This window comes from Bacillus sp. LL01, assembly GCF_001037965.1.
This window is the reverse complement of sequence record NZ_LFEL01000001.1, coordinates 714,678-737,105: the sequence shown is the minus strand read 5'-3', so window position 1 is coordinate 737,105 and position 22,428 is coordinate 714,678. Positions and strand designations below refer to the sequence as shown.

24 protein-coding genes are annotated in these 22,428 nt (G+C 42.6%); all 24 read left to right on the top strand.

The features are described from left to right. The first annotated feature begins 108 nt into the window (after positions 1-108). On the top strand, positions 109-735 hold the full coding sequence (locus tag AB685_RS03775; RefSeq protein WP_047969733.1) for an amino acid ABC transporter permease: 627 nt from the start codon (positions 109-111) through the stop codon (positions 733-735). Next, on the top strand, positions 728-1,450 hold the full coding sequence (locus tag AB685_RS03770) for an amino acid ABC transporter ATP-binding protein (protein WP_047969177.1): 723 nt from the start codon (positions 728-730) through the stop codon (positions 1,448-1,450). Before AB685_RS03775 ends, AB685_RS03770 begins: the two co-directional genes overlap by 8 nt. A gap of 477 nt (positions 1,451-1,927) precedes the next feature. Beyond that, the gene (locus tag AB685_RS03765) at positions 1,928-2,527 is read left to right on the top strand and encodes a TetR/AcrR family transcriptional regulator (protein WP_047969176.1); all 600 of its coding nucleotides are present in this window, start codon (positions 1,928-1,930) and stop codon (positions 2,525-2,527) included. Positions 2,528-2,532: 5 nt separating this feature from the next. Further along, complete coding sequence (locus tag AB685_RS03760) at positions 2,533-3,387, top strand: ABC transporter ATP-binding protein (protein WP_047969175.1); 855 nt, start codon at positions 2,533-2,535, stop codon at positions 3,385-3,387. Continuing rightward, positions 3,387-4,094, top strand: coding sequence for a hypothetical protein (locus AB685_RS03755; protein ID WP_047969174.1), 708 nt, complete (start codon positions 3,387-3,389; stop codon positions 4,092-4,094). Before AB685_RS03760 ends, AB685_RS03755 begins: the two co-directional genes overlap by 1 nt. Then, a complete protein-coding gene (locus tag AB685_RS03750) occupies positions 4,091-4,810 on the top strand; it encodes a hypothetical protein (RefSeq protein WP_047969173.1) in 720 nt (239 codons plus the stop codon). Before AB685_RS03755 ends, AB685_RS03750 begins: the two co-directional genes overlap by 4 nt. A gap of 97 nt (positions 4,811-4,907) precedes the next feature. Then, complete coding sequence (gene pepF / locus AB685_RS03745) at positions 4,908-6,776, top strand: oligoendopeptidase F (RefSeq protein WP_053073716.1); 1,869 nt, start codon at positions 4,908-4,910, stop codon at positions 6,774-6,776. 87 nt (positions 6,777-6,863) lie between these two features. Beyond that, entirely contained in the window at positions 6,864-7,829 is a 966-nt protein-coding gene (locus AB685_RS03740; RefSeq protein ID WP_047969172.1) for an aromatic acid exporter family protein, read from the top strand. A 63-nt stretch (positions 7,830-7,892) separates the two neighbouring features. Beyond that, positions 7,893-8,393, top strand: a complete 501-nt coding sequence (locus AB685_RS03735) for a L,D-transpeptidase (protein WP_128755810.1) — start codon at positions 7,893-7,895, stop codon at positions 8,391-8,393. A 323-nt stretch (positions 8,394-8,716) separates the two neighbouring features. Further along, positions 8,717-10,192: a 4-hydroxyphenylacetate 3-hydroxylase N-terminal domain-containing protein gene (locus AB685_RS03730; protein ID WP_047969170.1), complete on the top strand. Its 1,476-nt coding sequence runs from the start codon at positions 8,717-8,719 to the stop codon at positions 10,190-10,192. Between the two features lie 284 nt (positions 10,193-10,476). After that, complete coding sequence (locus AB685_RS03725) at positions 10,477-11,226, top strand: IclR family transcriptional regulator (protein WP_047969169.1); 750 nt, start codon at positions 10,477-10,479, stop codon at positions 11,224-11,226. A gap of 33 nt (positions 11,227-11,259) precedes the next feature. Next, complete coding sequence (locus tag AB685_RS03720) at positions 11,260-11,799, top strand: 3-hydroxyanthranilate 3,4-dioxygenase (protein ID WP_047969168.1); 540 nt, start codon at positions 11,260-11,262, stop codon at positions 11,797-11,799. Next, complete coding sequence (locus AB685_RS03715) at positions 11,790-12,845, top strand: amidohydrolase family protein (RefSeq protein WP_241773254.1); 1,056 nt, start codon at positions 11,790-11,792, stop codon at positions 12,843-12,845. The genes AB685_RS03720 and AB685_RS03715 overlap by 10 nt, the downstream gene beginning before the upstream one ends. Then, positions 12,793-13,254: a RidA family protein gene (locus AB685_RS03710; protein WP_047969166.1), complete on the top strand. Its 462-nt coding sequence runs from the start codon at positions 12,793-12,795 to the stop codon at positions 13,252-13,254. Before AB685_RS03715 ends, AB685_RS03710 begins: the two co-directional genes overlap by 53 nt. 250 nt (positions 13,255-13,504) lie before the next feature. Further along, positions 13,505-14,980: an aldehyde dehydrogenase gene (locus tag AB685_RS03705; protein WP_047969731.1), complete on the top strand. Its 1,476-nt coding sequence runs from the start codon at positions 13,505-13,507 to the stop codon at positions 14,978-14,980. Between the two features lie 23 nt (positions 14,981-15,003). Beyond that, positions 15,004-15,783 (top strand): 2-keto-4-pentenoate hydratase, encoded by a 780-nt coding sequence (locus tag AB685_RS03700; RefSeq protein WP_053073715.1) that lies wholly within the window; start codon positions 15,004-15,006, stop codon positions 15,781-15,783. A 217-nt stretch (positions 15,784-16,000) separates the two neighbouring features. Continuing rightward, positions 16,001-16,900 carry an acetaldehyde dehydrogenase (acetylating) gene (locus tag AB685_RS03695; protein ID WP_047969165.1) on the top strand — a complete coding sequence of 300 codons (900 nt, stop codon included), beginning with the start codon at positions 16,001-16,003 and terminating at the stop codon, positions 16,898-16,900. Positions 16,901-16,919: 19 nt separating this feature from the next. After that, entirely contained in the window at positions 16,920-17,933 is a 1,014-nt protein-coding gene (dmpG, locus tag AB685_RS03690) for a 4-hydroxy-2-oxovalerate aldolase (protein ID WP_047969164.1), read from the top strand. 13 nt (positions 17,934-17,946) lie between these two features. Next, on the top strand, positions 17,947-18,720 hold the full coding sequence (locus AB685_RS03685) for a fumarylacetoacetate hydrolase family protein (RefSeq protein WP_047969163.1): 774 nt from the start codon (positions 17,947-17,949) through the stop codon (positions 18,718-18,720). A gap of 12 nt (positions 18,721-18,732) precedes the next feature. Next, the gene (locus tag AB685_RS03680; RefSeq protein ID WP_047969162.1) at positions 18,733-18,924 is read left to right on the top strand and encodes a 2-hydroxymuconate tautomerase; all 192 of its coding nucleotides are present in this window, start codon (positions 18,733-18,735) and stop codon (positions 18,922-18,924) included. A gap of 57 nt (positions 18,925-18,981) precedes the next feature. Next, entirely contained in the window at positions 18,982-19,482 is a 501-nt protein-coding gene (locus AB685_RS03675) for an FAD synthetase family protein (RefSeq protein ID WP_047969729.1), read from the top strand. Positions 19,483-19,510: 28 nt separating this feature from the next. Further along, entirely contained in the window at positions 19,511-20,518 is a 1,008-nt protein-coding gene (locus AB685_RS03670) for a TRAP transporter substrate-binding protein (protein ID WP_047969161.1), read from the top strand. Between the two features lie 95 nt (positions 20,519-20,613). Then, entirely contained in the window at positions 20,614-21,093 is a 480-nt protein-coding gene (locus AB685_RS03665; protein WP_047969160.1) for a TRAP transporter small permease, read from the top strand. Beyond that, positions 21,090-22,370 (top strand): TRAP transporter large permease, encoded by a 1,281-nt coding sequence (locus AB685_RS03660; protein ID WP_047969159.1) that lies wholly within the window; start codon positions 21,090-21,092, stop codon positions 22,368-22,370. The genes AB685_RS03665 and AB685_RS03660 overlap by 4 nt, the downstream gene beginning before the upstream one ends. The last annotated feature ends 58 nt before the right edge of the window (positions 22,371-22,428 follow it).

Sequence of the window (22,428 nt, the reverse complement as noted above, 5' to 3'; positions counted from 1 at the left end):
TCAAAAGGGTGTTTTTATTTGCCCTTTTGATTTTCTTGTTAAAATGATAGAAAGGACTGGTAGCACTTGACGATCGACTTCTTAGATTTCAGTGCCATCTCGGGTTCCATGGATTATATCCTTGCTGGTGTGAAGGTAACACTTCAAGTTGTAACACTTGCAGGGATTATCGGATTTATCATTGGAACACTGTTGGCTTTATGTAAAATTGGCAGAATCAAATTACTTAGAATTTTTGCTGATGTTTATACATCCATTTTCCGAGGAACACCACTTGTTCTTCAATTGATGTTAATATTTTTCGGATTGCCGCAAGCAACCGGCATAACGTTTGAACCAGTTACTGCTGCTATCCTTGCTTTCGGGTTAAATTCCGGAGCATATATTTCAGAGGTTATCCGCGCTGGAATCATGGCGGTTGACAAAGGACAGCGAGAAGCTGCAATGGCTCTTGGTGTGCCATATCGACAAATGATGAAAGACATAATTTTACCGCAAGCATTAAAGAATATCTTACCTGCACTTATGAATGAATATATTACTCTTACAAAAGAATCGGCAATTGTCACAGTCATCGGGGTTATGGATGTCATGAGGCGTTCCTTCATGACCGCATCGAATACTTATGCATATTTGGAAGCATTCATGTTTGCCGGACTTATCTATTACGTGCTAGTAATGATCCTGACATTGATTGGCAAGCTCATTGAAAGGAGAATGAGACGCAGTGATTAGAATAGAAGATTTGCATAAATCCTTTGGCAAGCTAGAGGTGTTGAAAGGGATTTCGACACAAATCAAAGAAGGGGAAGTAGTGGCAATCATCGGGCCATCGGGGTCTGGTAAATCCACACTGCTCCGTTGTATGAATCTATTGGAGGAACCCACTTCCGGGCACATCTGGATTAAGGATCAGGATGTGGCAAATAAAAAAACGAACATTAATAAGGTTCGTCAGAATTTGGGGATGGTGTTCCAGCACTTTCATCTGTTCCCTCACAAGACGGTTCTTGAAAACTTAACGTATGCTCCTATTTCCGTAAAAGGGATGGGGAAAAAGGAAGCGGAGGCGAAGGGTATGGACCTGCTTGTAAAAGTAGGACTGGCCGAGAAAGCCAAGGAATACCCAAATCGCCTGTCCGGTGGTCAGAAGCAGCGTGTAGCGATTGCTCGTGCACTTGCGATGGACCCAGAAGTCATGCTTTTTGACGAACCAACATCCGCATTGGATCCAGAGATGGTAAAAGAGGTGCTTGAAGTAATGAAGGCACTTGCTCATACCGGAATGACGATGGCTATTGTGACACACGAAATGGGCTTTGCACGTGAGGTCGCGGACCGGGTATTATTCTTGGATGACGGAATGTTGGTGGAGGATGCCCCGCCTGCGGAGTTCTTTACTGCACCGAAATCCGAGCGTGCAAAGGTGTTTTTGGAAAAGATGCTATAGGAAATAAAAGTGGAACCAGCTCTGTTTTGGAGCTGGTTTTGTTTATATTAGGCTCTTTTCTCAAAGATTGTTGCTATTCACTAGTAAAGTCGGCCGTTGGATTTTTCACAGCTTATCTATTCTAAAATAGGCATGTAGTTTACTCTGTACACCTAGGAAAAGAGCACGACAGTAAGGAATATAACGGTTAGTAGATAAATACGAAAAAGCAACAAAGTTTACGAAAACAGCCTTATATTATGACAAAGTAAGCGAAAAAACCAAAACATAGTACTCATAGCCCCCGTATGAGGACAAAGTAAGTGGGAAAAGCAGAAACATTGTCCTCATAGACAAAGAATGAAGAAAATGCAGAAAACGAGTAACTGCCTCCACACACTTACTACTTCCCTTTACGATATTCATCGTCTATAATTAAATTATGAATAAAAAATATAAATATTCATATGTTCATAAAGGAACGGAGGGACCACCCACATGGCTAAAGGATTCAGCGAACAAGAACGTGATGCAATCCAAACCAAATTGATTGAAAATGGAAGAGAACTATTTCAAAAGTACGGACTAAAAAAGACATCCATGTCCCAACTCACTAAGTCCGTTGGAATTGCACAAGGCTCCTTCTATCTATTTTTCTCCTCAAAAGAGGAATTATATTTCGCAATTCTTGAAAACGAGGAAGAACAACTGAAAGCAAAAATTCTTCAACAGATCGAAAGCCCGATGACAGCAAGAGCTTTTAAAAATTTGTTAATGTTGTCAGTCCGAATGGTACAGGAAAACCCTTTCATCCAGCAACTTTTCAAGCAGGAAGAAATGGAGCAGATCATTCGAAAGCTTCCAGCTGAAAAGATGCAGCAACATATCAAAAAGGACTCCGATGATCTCACACCACTTATTAAAAGCTGGCAAAAGGAAGGAAGCATGGTTCAGGAATCCCCGGAGGTAATAAGTGGAGCTTTCCGTTCGTTAATCCTGCTTGCCATGCATAAAAAGGAAATCGGTGAAGGGGTGTACAATTCTACAATCGAGCTGATGGCAGAGTCGTTAGCAAACCAACTGTTCAAGGGGGAGTGACTAAGGTGATAGAAGTTACCGGTTTAAACTATCGATATAAGAAGGCATCAGATACCACCTTGAAGGATGTTAACTTCCATGTGGAAAGAGGGGAGATATTCGGATTCCTTGGACCATCGGGTGCAGGGAAAAGTACCACTCAAAAAATAATGATCGGCTTATTATCCGATTATCATGGGTCCGTCAGAATAAACGGACAAGAGATGAAACGGAAGAAAAAGGATTTCTACGAACACATCGGTGTAGCTTTCGAGTTTCCTAACTTTTATCATAAGCTCACTGGACTGGAAAACATGAATCTGTTTAGAGGGTTATATACAAGAGAAACAACAGATCCGATGGCCCTATTGAAGCAAGTTGGTCTTGAGGACGCAGCCAACCTGCGATTTCACAAGTATTCAAAAGGAATGAAAATGAGGCTTAATTTTTGCCGGGCGCTTTTAAACGATCCTGATATCTTGTTCTTGGATGAACCTACCTCAGGACTTGACCCTAACAATAGTAAACTCTTAAAAAACATCATGCTGCAGAAAAAGAAGGAGGGAAAAACCATTATTCTTACTACCCACCACATGCATCTGGCAGAGGAACTTTGCGATCGTGTGGCTTTTATGGTCGATGGGAAGCTAGCACTTATCGACTCGCCTTCCAATCTGAAACAGGGAAATATGGAAAAGCGGGTGCATGTGGAGTATATGGAAGGCTCACACCCTGACATTTCTAGCTTTCCCCTCCAAACACTAGCTGAAAACGGTGCTTTTCACCGGCTTCTTAGCTCAAAAAAAATCCTATCTATTTATACGAAAGAACGCACGTTGGAGGAAGTGTTCCTGGAAGTGACGGGAAGGAGTCTTCAGTAATGTGGAATTTACCTAAAATGCTGAAAGCGGACATTAGATTTCAATACTTGCATGGATTCTACTATGCCTACTTATTTATGGTGACTGTTTATATTTTACTGCTTCATGCCTCACCGCAACAGTTTATTGAACCACTAACTATTCTTGTCGTTTTTACTGACCCGACAGTATTGGGTTGCTTTTTTATAGGAGGAATCGTTTTACTGGAAAAAAGTCAGAACGTCTATGGCCCTCTTTTTATGACCAGTCTCCAAGTGAAAACATTTATCGCTTCCAAAGTGCTTTCTTTATCCGTTATTTCACTTGTGTCCAGTTTAGCTATTTTGATTTTTGTGCATAAGGTTGAATTTCAATTTGCACCGATTTTGGCAGGTGTTGTGTTGAGTTCCATTGTTTTTACACTTATCGGTTTTCTGCTTGCTGTTAGAGTTCAGACAGTAAACCAGTTTTTACTGGCGTCTCCACTGGTGATAACGGTATTTTTTCTACCGGTTGTCATCATATTTGATTGGTGGGACTCTGTCCTATTGAAACTACTTCCCAGCTATGCAGGGATCTTGTTGATTCAAGGCGCTTTTCAATCAATATCATGGGGAGAAGTTGTGTATGCAATTATTACTCTTGTAGTGTGGAGTTTCGTTCTATTCTTACTTGCGGTTAAATCGTTCATTAATCATGTTCTGGAAAAAGGGGAGGGAAACTCATGAGTTCAATGATGGATAGATTGATCAGTGACTTTCGCTTAATAAAGAGGGACGGCATTCTTTTGGTAGGGATACTTGTACCTATATTAATTGCGGTTCTTTTCCGATTTGGTTTTCCTTTTATGGCAGAACTGGTACTCCAATTTGCAAACGTTGACCTATATGATCATCTCCGATTGATTATGGGAGTAACTCTTTTGATGACACCGTCCATGATTGGAATGATTACAGGGTTTATGCTACTTGATGACCGGGATGAGGGATTGCTAGCATATTATGCTGTGACACCACTTGAAAAAACAGGCTATATTCGCTATCGGATCTTGGTCACCTTTTTTCTTTCATTTTTATTGTTTTTTGTAGTTATTGGCTTATCCGATCTGTTGAATCTAAACTGGTGGACTACTATTATTTTGAGCATTCTTTATGCTTTGGAGGCTCCAATTTTCGCATTAATATTAGCAATTTTTGCAGCAAATAAGGTGGAGGGGCTGGCATTGAACAAAGTGCTGAGTGTTAGTATCATCATACCTGTTGTAGCCTACTTTGTTCCTGGTGGTTTGCATTGGCTGCTCATGTTTTCCCCTACCTACTGGCCTGTGTGGGCACTTATGTTTGAGGGTACTACAGAAATTTGGTTGTACTTCTTTGTAGGATTGGTGGTGCATATTGTATTTTTACTATTCTTAGTGAAAAACTTTATCATTCGGTCGGAGTGATGGTGGTGTTTTCGTTCCACAAAAACCCAAAACTTTCTGTATAGAAAAAGCTGGAAAACAAACACTAACTCTTAGCAGCAACTAAGGGAGGACCACGATGAAAACCACACGGACTATCACAACCTTTTTTCTAACAGTCATTCTGATCTTAACCACTACTTTCACATATGCTGAAAGTCCAGCCTATAAATCGCGCGCTGACATTCCAAAAGAATATAAATGGAATCTTCAGACCCTCTATGAGAATGAAACCCAATGGAAGCAGGATGTGTACAAAGCTAAAAAACTGGCGGACCGTTTTGCCAAAAAAGAAGAAAAGCTCGACAGCGATAAACAGATTCTTAATCTGTTGGAGGATTACTTTGAGCTGTTTCGAGTGATGGAGAAAATTTTTGTCTATTCACGTATCAATCTTGATGTAGATATCAGCAACACATCTGCTCAAGGATTATCAGATGAAGGTCAGAACATGATGATGTATGTGGTGGAGCGGACAGCATGGTTCGCCAATGAGTTGCAGGCAATCGATAAAGACAAATGGGATAGCCTATTGAAAAGCCCAAAACTCAAACCCTACTACAATCATTTGAGAGAAACCTATGATGAAAAAGCACATTCCTTGCCGCCTGAAATGGAAAAGATGCTGATTAAAACAATGCCGATAGTAAACGCTCCTAGCGAACTTTTTACGATGATGTCAAAAGATCTTGTCCTGCCAAGCTTTACGGTAAAGGACAAAATGTATGAAATGTCGGCACCGCTTTATTCAGTCTATATGTCCAGTAAAGATAGGGAAGTGAGAAAGGCTGCCTTCAAGACGTACTATCAGACGCTTGAAAACTACAAGGATACCTTTGCTTCCATGCTCGCCAATATTGTCAAAGCCAACAATTTTTTTGCGACAACCAGAAATTATCCTTCCTCCCTTGAAGCCCATCTGGAGGGGAACGACGTGGACCCGAAAGTTTATACACAATTGATTGATACCGTAGAAGAGGGACTCCCACTGTTGCATAAATACTTAAAGCTAAAAGAGAAGTATGTTGGCATCGATTCGATGCATATGTATGACCTATCCGCACCATCTCCTTTTACGCAAGAGGAGAAGATTCCCTATGAGGAAGCAAAGGATATAGTCATAAAAGGATTATCGCCGATAGGAGAAACGTATTTGAAAGCCTTATCCAATGGTCTCACTTCCAATTGGGTGGATGTCTATAATACTCCTGGGAAAGCTAATGGTGCCTATCAAATCGGTTCATACGATTCCCATCCATTTGTGCTCCTGAACTATCAGGGGTTGCCAAGTGATGTGTTGACGCTCGCTCACGAAATGGGACATGCGATGCATTCCTACTTTTCCAATAAAAATCAACCCTATCAGGATGCAAGGTATGTAACTTTCACTGCCGAAGTTTCCTCCACCTTGCAGGAGCATCTTCTCCATAAGCAATTGATGAATGAAGCTGCTACAAAAGAGGAAAAGCTTCACGCCCTTTATCAATACTTGGAAGATTTCCGTGTGACACTCTTCCGTCAGACACAATTTGCGGAATTTGAAAAGATTATCCATGAAATGGGTCAAAATGAAGAACCGTTACATGCTGAAGCAATAAAAAAGGTCTACTATGATTTAAATAAGAAGTATTACGGCAAAAGTGTGGAAGTGGATAAGGAGATTGCCATGGAATGGGCCAGAGTACCTCACTTCTTCCGTTCGAGTTTCTATACCTATCAGTATGCAACGAGCTTTGCCGCTTCTGCAGCACTTGCCGAACAACTAGAAGACGGCGGTGCGGGTGCCCAGAATAAAATATTGAAGGAGCTGTTCTCATCGGGCGGCAGCCTACCACCAATTGATATATTAAAGCGCGCTGGCGTGGATATGAGCAAAAAAGAGCCGATTGAGGAATCGTTGAAAAGGTATGAGGAACTGGTCAATGAATTTGAGCAGCTATTAAAATAATGGATATGTAAACACCTCCCACCAATTTTCCTGTATAGTTGTACTATGTGATATATTGAACAAATGAAAGTCGGGAGAGCTTGAAACATGAGAAAATTTAAAATTGGGTACCGAACAACCAAAACTGCTCTAGGAACAGGAATTGCCATCAGTATCGCCCAACTGCTGAATCTGGACTTTTATGCGTCTGCTGGAATCATTGCAATCCTTTGTATCCAGAATACAGTAAGGAAGTCTTGGAAAGTGGCCACAGCCCGTTTCTTGGCATGTTCCTTGAGCTTGGTATTCGGCTATGTATTCTTTGAACTGCTAGGGTATAATCCTGTTTCCATCGCATTACTATTGTTGTTTTTCATACCGGTTACAGTTTCGCTCCGGATTACAGAGGGAATTGCCACAAGTTCAGTCATTCTCCTTCATGTGTATTCTGTGGAAGCTTATTCGATTGGATTAGTCATAAATGAACTAAGCATCATTTCCATAGGAATAGGTGTAGCACTTATTTTAAATACCTACATGCCAAGTGTGGACAAGGAACTAAAGAGCTATCAACTGAAAATAGAGGAGAATTTCCATAAGGTCTTCACGGAGATTGCCCATTTTCTGCGGCATGGTGATCGAGGCTGGGATGGCCATGAAATACCCGAAACGAATAAAATATTGAAAGAAGCCAAAAGCTTGGCCTTCCGTGATGTCGAAAATCATTTTAAACGGGAGGAAAATCATCATTATTTCTATTTTAAAATGAGGGAAAAGCAATTGGATGTCATGGAGCGGATGCTACCGATTGTCGCCACCATTGAACACGATGTCGAGCAGGCGCACACAGTCGCCGACTTTATTGAGGATATTGAACATGCCATTCATGGGGGAAATACAGCCTATCTTTTTTTGCAGCGTTTACGCGATATGCACGAAACCTTTCAGGAAATGCCACTGCCTCAAACCCGTGAGGAATTTGAGACAAGGGCAGCACTTCGTCACCTTCTGAAAGAGTTTGAACAATACCTGATTTTGAAGAGTGATTTTATTGGATTGAAAACTTCCGAGTAAACGAATGGAATGAACACCTTTCATCCACACTATACCTAAAAGGCAGGTGGATGAAAGGTGTTCATTTTTACTTTAATTTTTGCGTTGGTGACTTCACCACTCTGGCCGCTTGGACCAAATCCTCTTCCGGGCGATCCATATATTATCGTGAATAAGCAGACGAATCAACTTGCCTATTTTCAAGGTGAAGAATTGAAAGAGGTACATACAGTAGCCACTGGTAAATCCAAAGAGCTTACTCCTGAAGGCGAGTTTACTATCACCGTAAAGGCCATCAATCCATACTATCGCAAAAAAGACATTGCTGGCGGAGACCCGAAGAATCCCCTTGGCACAAGATGGATCGGATTTGATGCAGAGGACACCGACGGTCGGACCTATGGTGTTCACGGAACAAACAACCCATATTCAATCGGAGGCTATGTCACACAAGGTTGCATACGCCTGGAAAATAAGAATGTGGAAGCTTTGTTCAACCAGGTACCGGTGGGTACAAAGATTTGGATAGTCAAAACAGGGAAATCTTTTGAGGAGCTTGGGAGAGAGAAGGGTGTTTTGAAGTAAAATAAGAGGTAGAATCTCTTAGGCTCTTTTCTCAAAAATTGTTACTACTACTAGTAAAAGCAGTCCTGTTCTTTTCTACACGGAAAAGAACGGGATTTTTTTGCTTGAAATACAGATATTTCGGCAAGAAATATTTTAAATTTCACTATTTGAAATTTTCCGATTGTTTAGATAAATAATTTGACCTATAGTGTAAGAAGAAAGTTTTCATGGAGGTGAAATCTTCATCGGAAATTAATTTATCGAAAATTTGAAAGCGATTACATTTTAAGTTTTGAGACGAAATGAAAGCTTATAGAGAGTTATAAAGAGGGGGAGATGGAATGGGAATCAGGACAGGTGAGCAATACATTAACTCTTTAAGGTCAAGAAAGCCTGAAGTCTGGCTTGGGGGACGGAAAGTGGAGGACTTATATAACGAAGATGTTTTTAAACAACCAATTCATGAAATCGCCAAGCTTTATGATCTTCAGTTTGATACAGAATATCAGGAAAAGATTACGCATGTGTGTGAGGAAACAGGTGAGCGGGTGAACAATGCTTTTCTTGTACCAAGGTCACATGAAGACCTTATGGCACGCAGCAGATTGTTTGAAGCATATGCAAGAGCAACATTCGGTTTGATGGGAAGAACACCAGATTTCCTGAATGTAGTAGTCACATCCATGGCAAGCAATTCATGGTTCCTGGATAAATATAATCCGGACTGGTCAGTGAATATAAGAAACTATTATCGGCATATCAGGGATAATGATCTATTTTTAACACATGCGATCATCAATCCACAAAATGATCGAAGTAAAGCTTCTTATGAACAAAAGGACTTGTTTACTCACTTAGGGACTGTAAAAGAAACGAAGGAGGGATTAGTGGTCCGAGGTGCAAAAATGCTCGCTACTTTGGCTCCTATTACTGATGAGGTGATCATCTACTCCTTCCCGGGCTTCCAAGCAGGAGATGAGCGCTATGCATTGGCCTTTGCCATTCCTATTGATACGCCTGGCTTACGGATTATTTGCCGCGAACCGATGCAGGATGGAAAGCGATCTGTATTCGATCATCCATTGGCATCAAAGTTTGAAGAAATGGATGCCATCCTTGCATTTGACGATGTGACAGTGCCATGGGATAGGGTGTTTATGTATAACAATGTCGAAGCGGCCAACTCCTTATATCCAATGACAGGAATTGCCCAGCAGCCTGCTCATCAGTCCGGGGTAAGAGGGTATGTGAAATTGGCCTTCGCAACAGAAGTGGCATGTAAAGTAGCCGACTCGATCGGTGTGGATGGGTTCCTGAATGTGCAAAATGACCTTGGGGAATTGGTTCAAGCTGTGGAGACGATCCGCGCACTGTTACGGGTTTCCGAATACGAGTACGAAGTGACAAAGGATGGAGAATACCGCCCAGCACCTGCACCGCTTGAAACGATAAGGGGTCTGTTGCCAAAAATGTATCCGCGGGCGATTGAAGTGATGCAAGTGATTGGAGCTGGAGGCCTCCTGATGTCTCCTACAGGGGCTGACTTCGAGAATCAAGAATTGCGCCCAGACTTGGACAAGTATTTTGGAGGACGTGAAGGGGTGAGTGCAGAAGAACGTGTCCGCATATTCAAATTAGCATGGGACCTCTGCGGGGAAGCATTCGGACAACGCCTCCTGCAATATGAACGTTATTATACTGGGGATCCGATCAGAAAAAGAGCGATTTTCTACAATCAGTACAAACGGAAGAATAAATTCGAAATGGCTGAACAGGCTCTGAAGGATACGACAAAACCAGAAAAAAACCTTATATAAAATGGCTGTTTCGTAAACTTTGTTGCTTTTTCGTATTTATCAACCTACCGTTATATTCCTTACTATCGTGCTCTTTTCTCGGGTATCCAGAGTAAACTACATGCCTATTTTTTGAGTAGATAAGCCGAAAAAGTCCAATAGCCGACTTTTTACTAGTGAATAGCAACAAACTTTGATAAAAGAGCCTATAAAATAGAGGGAAATGGCGTTCTTTGTATAAATATTAGAATATTACATATATTCTGATACTTCTTGTGGAACTTTGATGAAAAAGGGGCGAAGACATGATATCCTCTGTGCTGAAAGTCGCTAAGATCTTGGACTGTTTTACAGGTAATGAGCCAGTTTTGGGTAACCGGGAAATTGCAGAGAAGTTAGGTATGAACGTAAGTACGGTTCATCATATTGTGAGTACTTTATGCCATGAAGGGATCTTGATTCAAGACAGCAGAAAAAAATACCGCCTTGGATGGAAGCTGCTGGAGTGGAGTAACCATGTCATGTATCAGCAGGAGATTTACAGCGAGGCGATTCCAATTGTGGAGGACCTTGTCCGCCAGTACAACGGAACCGTTCATATCGGTATGTTTGATGCTGGAGAAGTACGGTTTGTCCTGAAGGTATCTGCTAAAAATTCGGTACCTGTTCCCACTTTTGTTGGGGCACGAAAACCGGCCTACTGCACAAGTACAGGAAAGGTTCTATTGTCCTTTAACCCATCTTTCATCCAGCCGACTATTTCAAAGGGTCTGCTACAACGGGCTCCCAATACCATTACCTGTGTGAAGAAATTTAAAAAAGAACTGGAAGAAATCAGGGAGCAAGGGTATGCCATCAGCAACAATGAGAATGAGTTAGGTTTATATGGAATAGCCGCACCTATTCATTCATACACAGGACAGACTGTAGCCGCTCTCAATATGGTTGGGCCAATCTCATATATGCAAGGGGAGCAAAAGCAATCCATTATTCAGAGCATGCTGCGTACCTCCCAGCAAATTTCAAAAGAACTGGGTTATATTAGCGCAATATGATAGCGCTTACAATATGAAGAGGAGGAAGTAAAAATGGCATTAAAAACGAGATCGATGAACATTATGAAAGTGATTGAGGACAATAAACACCTATTGAAACCACCGGTAAATAACAAAGTTCTTTGGGAAGACTCCGAGTTTATCGCCATGTTATTAGGTGGACCGAACAGAAGAAGGGATTTTCATGTCGATCCTTCTGATGAATTCTTTTATCAAGTAAAAGGAGACTGTTATGTAGAATGCATCAATGAAAACGGAGAACGGGAAGTGGTAACAGTTAGAGAAGGGGAGATGTTCATGCTCCCGGCAAATGTACCGCATTCGCCCCACCGTGTAGCAGACACGTATGGAATTGTTTTGGAGAGAAAAAGAGAGAAGGGGGAGCTGGAGGATTTCGTTTGGTTCTGCGACAACTGTAATGAAGAAATGCATCGAGTGACAGTTCAATTGACCAATATTGAAACTCAGGTAAAAGGAGCAATAGAGGAGTTCAACGGAAGCGAAGAGCTGCGCACATGCGACCATTGCGGTCATGTGATGCCAGAGGAAGTAGATGTGTGGAAATGCGAATAGATTTCCATACGCATATCATCCCCAAGGAGTTTCCTGACTTTGCAGAAAAACATGGAGGTGACCGCTGGCCGACCTTGCATCAGACTTGTACGTGCGGAGCTAACATTATGGTGGCTGGGAAGGTTTTTCGGGAAGTGACCGATCAGGTTTGGTGTCCTCATAAGCGCATCCAGGATATGGACAGGGAGGGTGTGGATATTCAAGTGTTGTCCCCAATCCCTGTGACTTTTTCCTATTGGGCAGACAAAGAAGCGGCCCTTGAAATGGCACAACTTCAAAATGATTTCATCGCAGAGACGGTGAAAGAGTATCCCAAACGATTTATCGGATTAGGAACCGTACCGCTTCAAGATACGGTAGTGGCGATTCAGGAAATGGATCGATGTATGCATGACCTCAAGCTTGCCGGAATTGAAATCGGAACAAATGTGAACGGAGAGAACCTGGACTCCCCGCATTTGACCGAGTTCTTTAAAATGGCAGAGGAATGGAATGTACCTTTATTCATTCATCCTTGGGAAACGATGGCGAAGGACCGCACTCCTAGGCATAATTTCATGTACACCATCGGTATGCCAAGTGAGACTGCTCTTGCTGCTGCAAGTTTGATTTGGAGTGGGGTAATGGAGAAGTTCCCGAACCTTAGAATCTGTTTTGCCCATGGTGGAGGTTCGTTCCCGTATGTATTACCGCGTCTGGATAAAGGGTGGGAGGTATGGCCGCAACTAAGGCTTACGACACATCCTCCTAGCCATTATGCCAAAAAGTTTTATTTCGACTCTTTAAACTATGATTCTCTTACGATGAAATATCTAATTGATCGATTTGGTATCGATAAAGTGATCATGGGGTCTGATTATCCATTCCTGTTACGTGAAGTTCCACCAGGGAAAGTGATAGATGAGATGGAGGAGCTATCAGAATTGGACAAAAAGATGCTGTTAGGGAAGAATGCGTTGGAATTTTTAAATATAAAGGAGACCGATTTTGACTATGGAACAAAAGCTGATGACTCCAGAGGAAAAGCTGAAACTATTAGGTTTTGAGTTAAAGGATGTGCGACCTGCAGTCGGTAACTATGTCAGCCATGTCAGAGTGGGTAATCTAATCTTCACCGCCGGCCAGGGAGTGGATCAATATCATGGTAAATTGGGCAGGGATTTTACCATTGAAGAGGGGTACATGGCTTCCCGCCAATCGATGCTTAATCTGCTAAGTGTATTGAAGCATGAATTGGGTGAATTGAGTAGAGTGAAAAAAGTGGTGAAGATGTTAGGCTTTGTCAATAGTACAGAAGACTTTACCGATCAGCCCAAAGTGATGAACGGTGCGTCGGATCTCTTGGTGGAGGTGTTCGGAGAAAGAGGGAGACATGCTCGTTCTGCAGTGGGTATGGCACAGCTGCCCAACAATACCGCCATCGAAATTGAATTAATTGTTGAAATTGCAGAGTAACGACTCCTTCTCTCTCTTGGATGAGAGGGAGTCTTAATTTTGGAAAGCGGTATTAACGAATTTAGATGGTCGTTGGACACTCTAGCTGTTGATTGGAGCACAGGGCGAAGACTCCAACGGGAGGTAGCGCTTAGTGGAGACCCCGCAGGCTTGCCGAGGAGGCTCCACAAGTGCCCCGTGGAAAGCGAAGCCCTGTGCGGAAATCAACAGCGGTGTTAAAGAATACCTTGTAGAAAGGAAGGGTTGTCTGATGCAAGTAAAGGAATATATTCCTGGCAAAATCAAACCAATAGATTGTCGTCACTTTATCAACGGCAGTTACATCGATTCTATCAATCTGAAAACCTTTAACAATATTAATCCGGCAACAGAAGAAGTAATCGGAAAAGTGGCGGAAGGTGGAAAAGAAGAAATTGATAGAGCGGTTACCGCTGCCAAAAAGGCGTTAAAGGGTCCGTGGAAAAAGTTCACTACCAAAGAACGCTCCGATCTACTGAGAAGAATCGGCGATGGTATTTTACAGCGAAAAGAAGAACTGGCTGTCCTTGAAGCGCTCGATACTGGTAAGCCATATGAACTGGCCTTAGAAATGGACATTACCCGCTCAGCATACAATTTCTATTTTTTTGCAGACTTCTTAACATCCATGGGTGGTGAATCCTACCAGCAGGATAATGTCGCTCTTCATTATTCCATCAGAAGACCGGTAGGGGTTGTGGGGATGATTAACCCATGGAACCTTCCATTACTTTTATTAACGTGGAAACTGGCTCCGTGTCTGGCCGCAGGAAATACAGCGGTCATGAAACCTGCTGAATGGTCCCCGATGACAGCTACGGTTCTTGTGGAAATATGCAAGGAAGCGGGAGTGCCTGACGGGGTGGTAAACCTAGTTCACGGCTTTGGAGCAGATTCTGCAGGATCTGCTTTAACGGAACATCCAGATGTAGATGCGATAACTTTTACAGGAGAAACAAAAACAGGGTCCGCCATAATGAAAGCGGCAGCTCCTACACTGAAAAAGCTTTCCTATGAGCTTGGAGGAAAAAATCCGAATATCATTTTTGCAGACTCCGATTTGGATGAAGTCATTGATACCACTCTAAAATCAAGTTTCATGAACCAAGGGGAAGTATGCTTATGCGGTTCAAGAATCTATGTGGAAAGCTCCGTTTATGAGACGTTCCTGGAAAAGTTCACAGCCAGAACGAAAGAACTTCAGACAGGCGATCCTTTTGACAGATCCACAAAAGTAGGTGCTGTTATCAGTAAAGAACATTATGATCGCGTTCTTTCCTATATAAAATTGGCTAAAGAAGAGGGGGGCACCATTTTAACTGGAGGAGGTCGCCCGGACTCAATGGAAAAAGGGTACTTCATTGAACCGACTATCGTGGTAGGTTTAGACCGTGATGCAAGATGTGTGAAGGAAGAAATCTTTGGCCCGGTCGTTACTGTTCTGCCTTTTGAAACGGAAGAAGAGGTGCTGGAGCAGGCAAATGATACCCATTACGGATTAGGGGCAACCATCTGGACAAATGACTTGCGCCGTGCTCATCGTGTTGCAAGAGAAATTGAAGCAGGAATCATCTGGATCAACACTTGGTATTTAAGAGACTTAAGAACCCCATTCGGCGGTATGAAACAAAGTGGCATTGGCAGGGAAGGCGGCATGCATAGCTTTGATTTTTACAGTGAACTATCGAATGTCACGATAAAACTCTAATAATAGAGAGGAGGGTTCTGAATTTGTCCATTCAAACGAAAGAACTGTCAGACCTGTTGATCAGCGCTGAAAAATCCAGAAAAGGCATAACTCCTTTGACAGAATTTCAGCCTAATTTAACGGTGGAAGAAGCGTATCAGATTCAACTGGATACAATTCGAATAAAGCAGGAAAACGGGGAAACGATTAGCGGGAAAAAAATCGGTCTAACTTCGCTTGCGATGCAAGAGCTACTGGGAGTGGATGAACCGGATTATGGTCATCTCCTTCACTCGATGGAAGTCGAGAACAAAGGATTGATTTCTAGGCAACAGCTTCTTCAACCGAAAGTGGAGGGAGAAATAGCATTTGCTCTAAAAAAAGATCTATCCGGACCAAATATAACTGTGGAGGATGTGCTTGATGCTACAGAGTATGTGGTAGCTGCATTGGAGGTTGTCGACAGCCGGGTTGAGAATTGGAAAATAAAGCTTTGTGACACAGTTGCAGACAATGCTTCTTCAGGCCTTTATGTACTTGGTGAAAAAATGATTTCTCCTCCATTACTGAATCTTAAAGAAGAGAAGATGTCGTTCTTTAAGAATGGAAAACTTGTAAACGAGGGCATTGGAAAAGCTGCTCTAGGTGACCCTGCCTATTGTGTCGCTTGGCTTGCCAATAAACTATCCGAGTTCGGCATTTCACTGAAAGCAGGAGAAATCATCCTATCAGGTGCCCTCTCAGCAGCAGTAAATGCAGAAGCCGGAGATGAATTTGAAGCCAAATTCCAAACACTCGGAGAAGTGAAGGTCAGTTTTCTGTAGTAAGTCTTTGCATGTGAATTGCTGTCCCCCCTGATGACTGGAGTGCAAGGTGTGAGACTCCAGCGGGAGATAGCGGTAGACTTGAGACCCCACAGGCGAAGCCGAGGAGGCTCAAGCACCGCCCCGCGGAAAGCGAACACCTGAAACGGAAGACAACAGGGAGTTGAACGCAACACCCTAAACTCAATTCAGAGTTATAAGAAAGGAGGACCATTAATTGAAAAAGGTGAAAGTAGCCATAATAGGCTCAGGCAACATCGGTACAGACCTAATGCTTAAATTGCATCGCTCCAAATCTCTCGAACTAACAGCCATGATCGGAATTGATCCCCATTCAGATGGTCTACGTCGTGCCAAAGCATACGGGCATTCCATCATCATGAACGGAATAGATGGATTCCTTGAAAAACCGGACCTTGCAGATATACTCTTTGATGCAACTTCAGCAAAAGCCCACTACAGCCATGCAAAGGCATTGAAAGACTCAGGAAAACAACTGATAGACCTCACTCCTGCAGCAATCGGACCATTTGTTGTTCCAACAGTCAATCTGATGGAGCACATGGAGGAACCTGTTGTAAATATGGTTACTTGTGGTGGTCAAGCAACCATTCCTATCATCCATGCGGTCAATCATGTCTGCACTGTCGAGTATGCAGAGATAGTTGCAACCATTGCAAGTAAAAGTGCCGGCCCAGGGACACGAATGAATATCGATGAGTTTACTACCACTACAGCGCGTGCAATGGAAAAAATCGGCGGAGCCAAAAAAGGGAAAGCAATCATTATATTGAATCCTGCAGAACCACCGATCATTATGAGGGACACAGTCTACTGCCAAGTCGAAAATCTGGCAGGGAAAGAAGGCCAGATCAGCGAAGCAATTAATAAACGTGTTGAGGAAATCCAAGAATATGTGCCTGGTTATCGGCTTCGAACAGAACCGATTTTTGAAGGAAATAAAGTCAGTATTTTCATTGAGGTGGAAGGTGCTGGGGACTATCTGCCGAACTACTCGGGAAATCTTGATATCATGACGGCCGCTGCCGTTAAAGTGGGCGAGGAAAAAGCAAAGAGAATGATAGGTAATAAAACTAAAACAGTAAAAATAACGTGAGAGAGGGAGGTGAAGCAGGTTGAAACGTGATATTTGGATCACAGAGGTTGCGCTTAGGGATGGTAGTCATGCCATCAGTCACCAATTTACCGTTGATCAAGTGATAAGCGTTGCCAAAGCCCTGGATGAAGCAAATGTCCCTGTTATTGAAGTGTCTCATGGTGACGGTCTGGGAGGATCTTCCCTTCAATATGGATTGTCACACACAAATGAAATGGACCTGATCAGTGCAGCAACAGAAGTCGTAACCCAAGCGAAAATAGCAGTCCTGCTTCTTCCGGGAATTGGTACCGTGGAACATTTAAAGGAAGCGGCAAACCGTGGAGCAAAGATCGCCCGCATTGCTACACATGTGACAGAAGCGGATGTATCGAAACAGCATATTTCTTTTGCGAAGGAGTTAGGTTTAGAGGCAGTTGGTTTTTTGATGATGTCCCATATGGCACCAGTAGAAAAACTGCTGGAACAGGCGAGCCTGATGGAAAGCTATGGGGCGGACGTGGTATATGTCGTAGATTCGGCTGGAGCTCTCTTACCTCATCAAGTTAAAGAAAGAATTCATTGCCTTCGTAACAGTCTGGATATTCCTATCGGTTTCCATGCCCATAACAACCTATCCTTGGCGATGGCCAATTCGTTGGTTGCGATAGAACAGGGAGCTACCAGGATTGATGGAAGCATTCGTTGCCTTGGTGCAGGGGCCGGTAACACCCAGACAGAAGTGCTGGTATCCGTGCTTGATAGGTTAAATATCCAAACTGGTATAGATGTTTATAGAATGATGGATGTGGCAGAAGAAATTGTTGCACCAATCCTGCAGAAGCCACAGGAAATCACAAGGGAAAGCCTACTTCTGGGATATGCGGGTGTCTACTCCAGTTTCCTGGTGCATGCCAACAAAGCAGCAAAACAATTTAAAGTTGATGCAAAAGATATATTAATAGAATTGGGCAGACTGAAAGTAGTCGGTGGGCAAGAAGACATGATTGTCGATATTGCAGCCGAGATGGCCAAGAAGACCGTAAAAGCATAAAGGAGGGTGTCAAATGGACTTACTTCAAATAGCAAAGCTCGTAGCAGACCATCAGAAAAATGGTCAAGAGATGGATAAGATTACACTGACACATCCGGATATGAATGTGGATCACGCTTACGAAATCCAGAAGCTGAGTATGGATCAGGCAATAAATAGTGGAGATAGACTGATAGGCTGGAAAATGGGACTTACTAGTAAAGCGAAGCAGATGTCCGTAGGAGTGGAAGAGGCTATTTATGGAAGATTAACAGCATCCATGGAGCTAACGGAACCTACGTTGCATATTGAAAAGCTCATTCATCCAAGGGTGGAGCCTGAATTTGCATTTGTTCTGAACAAGGAATTGAAAGGTGAACATATAACAGTTCGAGATGTGTGGATGGCAACAGAATGCATTTTTCCTGCTATAGAGGTGATTGATAGCAGATATCGAAACTTTTCCTTCACTTTAGAAGATGTGGTGGCAGACAACGCTTCATCTTCCAAGTTCATCTTAGGAAATCAGGCTTTCTCTCCTTATTTCACATCCTGGGATAAAGTAGGAGTGACAATGAACAGAAATGGAGAGACAGTGCAATCAGGTGTTGGAGCGGCCGTTTTAGACCATCCCGTCAAGTCCATTGTGGAATTGGTGAAGATGCTAGATAGAGAAGGTCTTTCCATTAAACCGGGAATGGTGGTCCTGGCAGGTGGGATTACAGAAGCAATCAATGTGTACCAAGGTGATGTAATCGAAGTTCAGTATGATCAGTTAGGTACCATGAAGTTGAATGTCGAGTTGTAAGGGGGTAACACCATGCCTATCGCCCATATTCATCTGTTGGAAGGAAGAAGCGTCGAACAAAAGCAAGAGTTGATTCAAAATGTAACCATAGCTATCAGCCAAAGCCTTGGGGCTTCTCCAGAAAAAGTACGGGTGTTGCTCATGGAGGTATCTAAGGAAAACTGGGGAACCGGTGGTGTTACTAAGGCACAGAATGATACCTAGTACAACTTAGAGAGGGAGGCAAGCAAGTTGTTGATTCATAGAGCTGGAGAGGTCCGCATGCCTAAATCCATAGTAACCATCGGTGCTTTTGATGGGGTTCATCGAGGACACCAAGCACTTATGAGGGAGATTGTTCAAAGGGGAAGGTTGTTAAATATTCCTACTGTGGTCTATACATTTGATCCGCCTCCAAGAGCATATTTTCAAAATGCCCACATGCTTTCTTCTATTCATGAAAAAGTAAGAAGGTTGCAAGCATTAGGTTTGGACCATTGTATCGTCGCTAAATTCAATGAAAAATACCTGAAACAAACTGCGTGTCAATTTATGGATGAACTACAACAATTGAATCCTGTAGAAATAGTGGTTGGTAAAGACTTTCGCTTCGGAAAGGACCGCAGTGGTGACGTTACCTTATTAAAAGAATGCTTTAAGGTACGAATCATCGAGCCCATTATATGTTCCAACGGCAAAGTCATTTCATCCACTAGAATCAGAGAGTTAGTCAGCAGAGGAGAAAACAGACAAGCTTTTTCATTACTAGGTTGGCCCGTATAGGATGCAAGGAAAATAAAGGGGGAGAACGATGAAAAAGATGAAACGAAGTATCTCATTGATTATGATCATGACACTAGTTTGGCTGCTGGCAGCCTGTGGTGGAGACGAAGCAAGTGGAGATGAGTCCGGTAAGACATATTCATTTAAACTAGCTCATATTACTCCAACCAACCATATGTGGCATTTAGCTGCAGAAAAATTTGCAGAAGAACTGGAAAGCAAATCCGATGGAAGAATGAAAGTGGAAATCTATCCGGCAAGTCAACTTGGAACTGAAGCGGATATGGTGCAACAAATTGAGGCCGGTTCCGTTGACTTCGGACTGATTACAGCAGCTTACATGAGCTCCCGTTCCCCATCTTTTGCAGCTTGGTTCATGCCATATGCGTTTGAAGACATCAATGCTGCCCATGAAGCGAGAACTTCCGATGTTTCAAAAAAGATTCTGGCAACTCTAGATGATCAGGGGCTGATCGGGTTGGATTATCTATTTGCCGGTCAACGTGTCATGCTTTTCAAAGACAAAGAAGTGACATCCCCAGAAGATATGGCTGGGCTGAAATTACGTGTGACACCTAGTCCACCGATGCAGGACTTCTATCGTTCATCAGGTGCATCACCGGAAGGGCTGCCTCTTCCTGAAGTTTATGCAGCAGTCCAGACAGGTGTAATTGATGGAATGGATATGGACCTGGATGCAGCCATTACAAATAAATACTATGAAGTTGTAAAATATGGAGCGGTTACCAATCATATGGTTTGGCCATCCGTTGCCATCGTGAATAAGTCGACTTTCGAAGGTATGTCAGAAGCAGACCAGAAAATAGTACGCGATGCCCTAACGGTAGCCACTGATTTTGCAGCATCCACTCGATCAGGACAAGAAGAGGAATTTAGACAAACGTTAAGTGACAACGGCATGAAAATTTATGATATTCCTGCTAAGGCATTTGCAGACCAGATTGCAGAGTTTGATGCGAAGTACAAAGAGGCAGACCCACTAATTAAAGAGTTCATTGAAACATATAGAAAGTAATTGATTTTAGAAATAGTTAGCTGGTGAGCGAAGCCATTCGCTGAAATCAACAGCGGCGTTTAACAGAGTTTCATTGAAAGGGGGAAGTAACAATTATGACAAGAATCAGTGATGGAATAGCCAAGATCGAGAAATTTCTCGGTGCATTTCTAATGTTCTGCATGGCCGTTATCATTACACTATCTGTAGCCTTCCGATACTTCCTGAACTCCCCCTTGTCATGGGCTGGGGAAGTATCCATCTTTCTATTAATCTGGATCAGCTTTATTGGCGGCAGCTTGGGACTAAAATATAAGTCCCAAGCTTCTGTTACGATATTCCTGGAGTACGTGTCAGCAAGAATAAGCAAGATATTAACTCTGATCAGCCACATCTGTATGCTGATTTTTCTTTTAATAATCTTATACTATACCTATATATGGATACTTTCCCCCAATGTAGCATTGCAAAAATCAAGTGGCATTCTGTTACCTATGTGGATTCCATATAGCGCAGTTCCGATTGGTCTCACTTGTGCAACCATTCATATATTGGCTAACTTTCTTATCGTTCTCCAAGAGGGGGAAGTAAAATGACGATTCTTGTAATTGTCCTATTTTTTGTATTTTTACTCATTGGTATTCCCATCTCCCTCGTATTAGGGATGATAACCGTTTTGTATTTTTTACTGGTGGGAAGCCCGGTGTTATTGCAATCCACGCCTATGCGTCTTTTTTCGGGACTTGAAAATTTCGGATTATTGGCTATTCCGCTCTTTATGCTTGCAGGAGAGTTGATGAATAGTGGGGGAATTACCACAAGGCTTGTTAAGTTCTCGAAAACGCTCATTGGGCATGTGCGAGGTGGACTTGCCTACGTAACGGTCATTTCCAACATGTTTATTGCATCCATTTTAGGTTCAGCTAATGCCCAGGCAGCAATGATGAGTAAAGTTATGGTTCCGGAAATGGAAAGAGAAGGGTACAAAAGAGAGTTTTCTTCCGCACTCACCCTTGCCTCCTCCATTGTCGCCCCCATCATTCCTCCCAGTATGATATTCATCATTTATGGTACACTCTCTGGCACCTCCATAGGTGGATTATTTATGGCAGGAATTATTCCTGGAATCATGTATGGAATAGGTTTTATTGGGCTAATTGCATATATGGGATATAAGTATAATTTTCCAAAAAGTGAACGAGCGTCTTTTCAGGAAATTGTCCGGCATGGCCTGTACGTCATACCGGCATTAAGTGTTCCTTTTATCATCATTTTTGGTATCTTAAGTGGGGCCTTCACTCCAACGGAATCAGCTGCAGTTGCATGTTTTATCGCCTTAATTGTCGGTATGTTTTTATATAAGGAACTCAAACTGAAGAATTTACCAAAACTGTTGATGAATACAGTGATTAGTACCGCTACTGTAACTTTTCTTATTGCAATGGCAAACATATTTGGATGGATGATTGCCTTTGAACAAATTCCTCAACTGGTTGCTGACGGAATGCTAAGCCTGTCGGATAATCCATTGGTTTTCCTGTTGCTGGTGAACTTGATGCTCCTTTTACTGGGTGCCGTGTTGGATGGTATTGCCGCTTTGATTATTTTAATCCCTGTTTTAATGCCTCTTGTCTTAGCGTTTGGCATTGATCCCATTCATTTCGGCGTCATCATCTGTATCAACCTTACAATCGGACTTTTGACACCTCCAGTTGGAACAGGGCTTTTTGTAGTATCCTCCATCGCAGATGTTAAAATAGAAAGGCTGATAAAGGCTACCACGCCATTCCTTCTCATGGGGATATTTATACTGTTGATTATTACTTATTGGGCAGATGCCGTATTGTTTATTCCAAGATTGCTAGGATTCTAACTGTTAACCGGATCGATAGATGGTCCGGTTTTCCTTTGTTTGTTATTAAGTTTTATTT

Coding starts and splice junctions, on each gene's coding strand:
- AB685_RS03775 (WP_047969733.1), top strand. CDS start 109: ATGGATTATATCCTTGCTGGTGTGAAGGTAACACTTCAAGTTGTAACA.
- AB685_RS03765 (WP_047969176.1), top strand. CDS start 1,928: ATGGCTAAAGGATTCAGCGAACAAGAACGTGATGCAATCCAAACCAAA.
- AB685_RS03755 (WP_047969174.1), top strand. CDS start 3,387: ATGTGGAATTTACCTAAAATGCTGAAAGCGGACATTAGATTTCAATAC.
- AB685_RS03750 (WP_047969173.1), top strand. CDS start 4,091: ATGAGTTCAATGATGGATAGATTGATCAGTGACTTTCGCTTAATAAAG.
- pepF (WP_053073716.1), top strand. CDS start 4,908: ATGAAAACCACACGGACTATCACAACCTTTTTTCTAACAGTCATTCTG.
- AB685_RS03740 (WP_047969172.1), top strand. CDS start 6,864: ATGAGAAAATTTAAAATTGGGTACCGAACAACCAAAACTGCTCTAGGA.
- AB685_RS03730 (WP_047969170.1), top strand. CDS start 8,717: ATGGGAATCAGGACAGGTGAGCAATACATTAACTCTTTAAGGTCAAGA.
- AB685_RS03725 (WP_047969169.1), top strand. CDS start 10,477: ATGATATCCTCTGTGCTGAAAGTCGCTAAGATCTTGGACTGTTTTACA.
- AB685_RS03720 (WP_047969168.1), top strand. CDS start 11,260: ATGGCATTAAAAACGAGATCGATGAACATTATGAAAGTGATTGAGGAC.
- AB685_RS03715 (WP_241773254.1), top strand. CDS start 11,790: ATGCGAATAGATTTCCATACGCATATCATCCCCAAGGAGTTTCCTGAC.
- AB685_RS03710 (WP_047969166.1), top strand. CDS start 12,793: ATGGAACAAAAGCTGATGACTCCAGAGGAAAAGCTGAAACTATTAGGT.
- AB685_RS03705 (WP_047969731.1), top strand. CDS start 13,505: ATGCAAGTAAAGGAATATATTCCTGGCAAAATCAAACCAATAGATTGT.
- AB685_RS03685 (WP_047969163.1), top strand. CDS start 17,947: ATGGACTTACTTCAAATAGCAAAGCTCGTAGCAGACCATCAGAAAAAT.
- AB685_RS03680 (WP_047969162.1), top strand. CDS start 18,733: ATGCCTATCGCCCATATTCATCTGTTGGAAGGAAGAAGCGTCGAACAA.
- AB685_RS03675 (WP_047969729.1), top strand. CDS start 18,982: ATGCCTAAATCCATAGTAACCATCGGTGCTTTTGATGGGGTTCATCGA.
- AB685_RS03670 (WP_047969161.1), top strand. CDS start 19,511: ATGAAAAAGATGAAACGAAGTATCTCATTGATTATGATCATGACACTA.
- AB685_RS03665 (WP_047969160.1), top strand. CDS start 20,614: ATGACAAGAATCAGTGATGGAATAGCCAAGATCGAGAAATTTCTCGGT.
- AB685_RS03660 (WP_047969159.1), top strand. CDS start 21,090: ATGACGATTCTTGTAATTGTCCTATTTTTTGTATTTTTACTCATTGGT.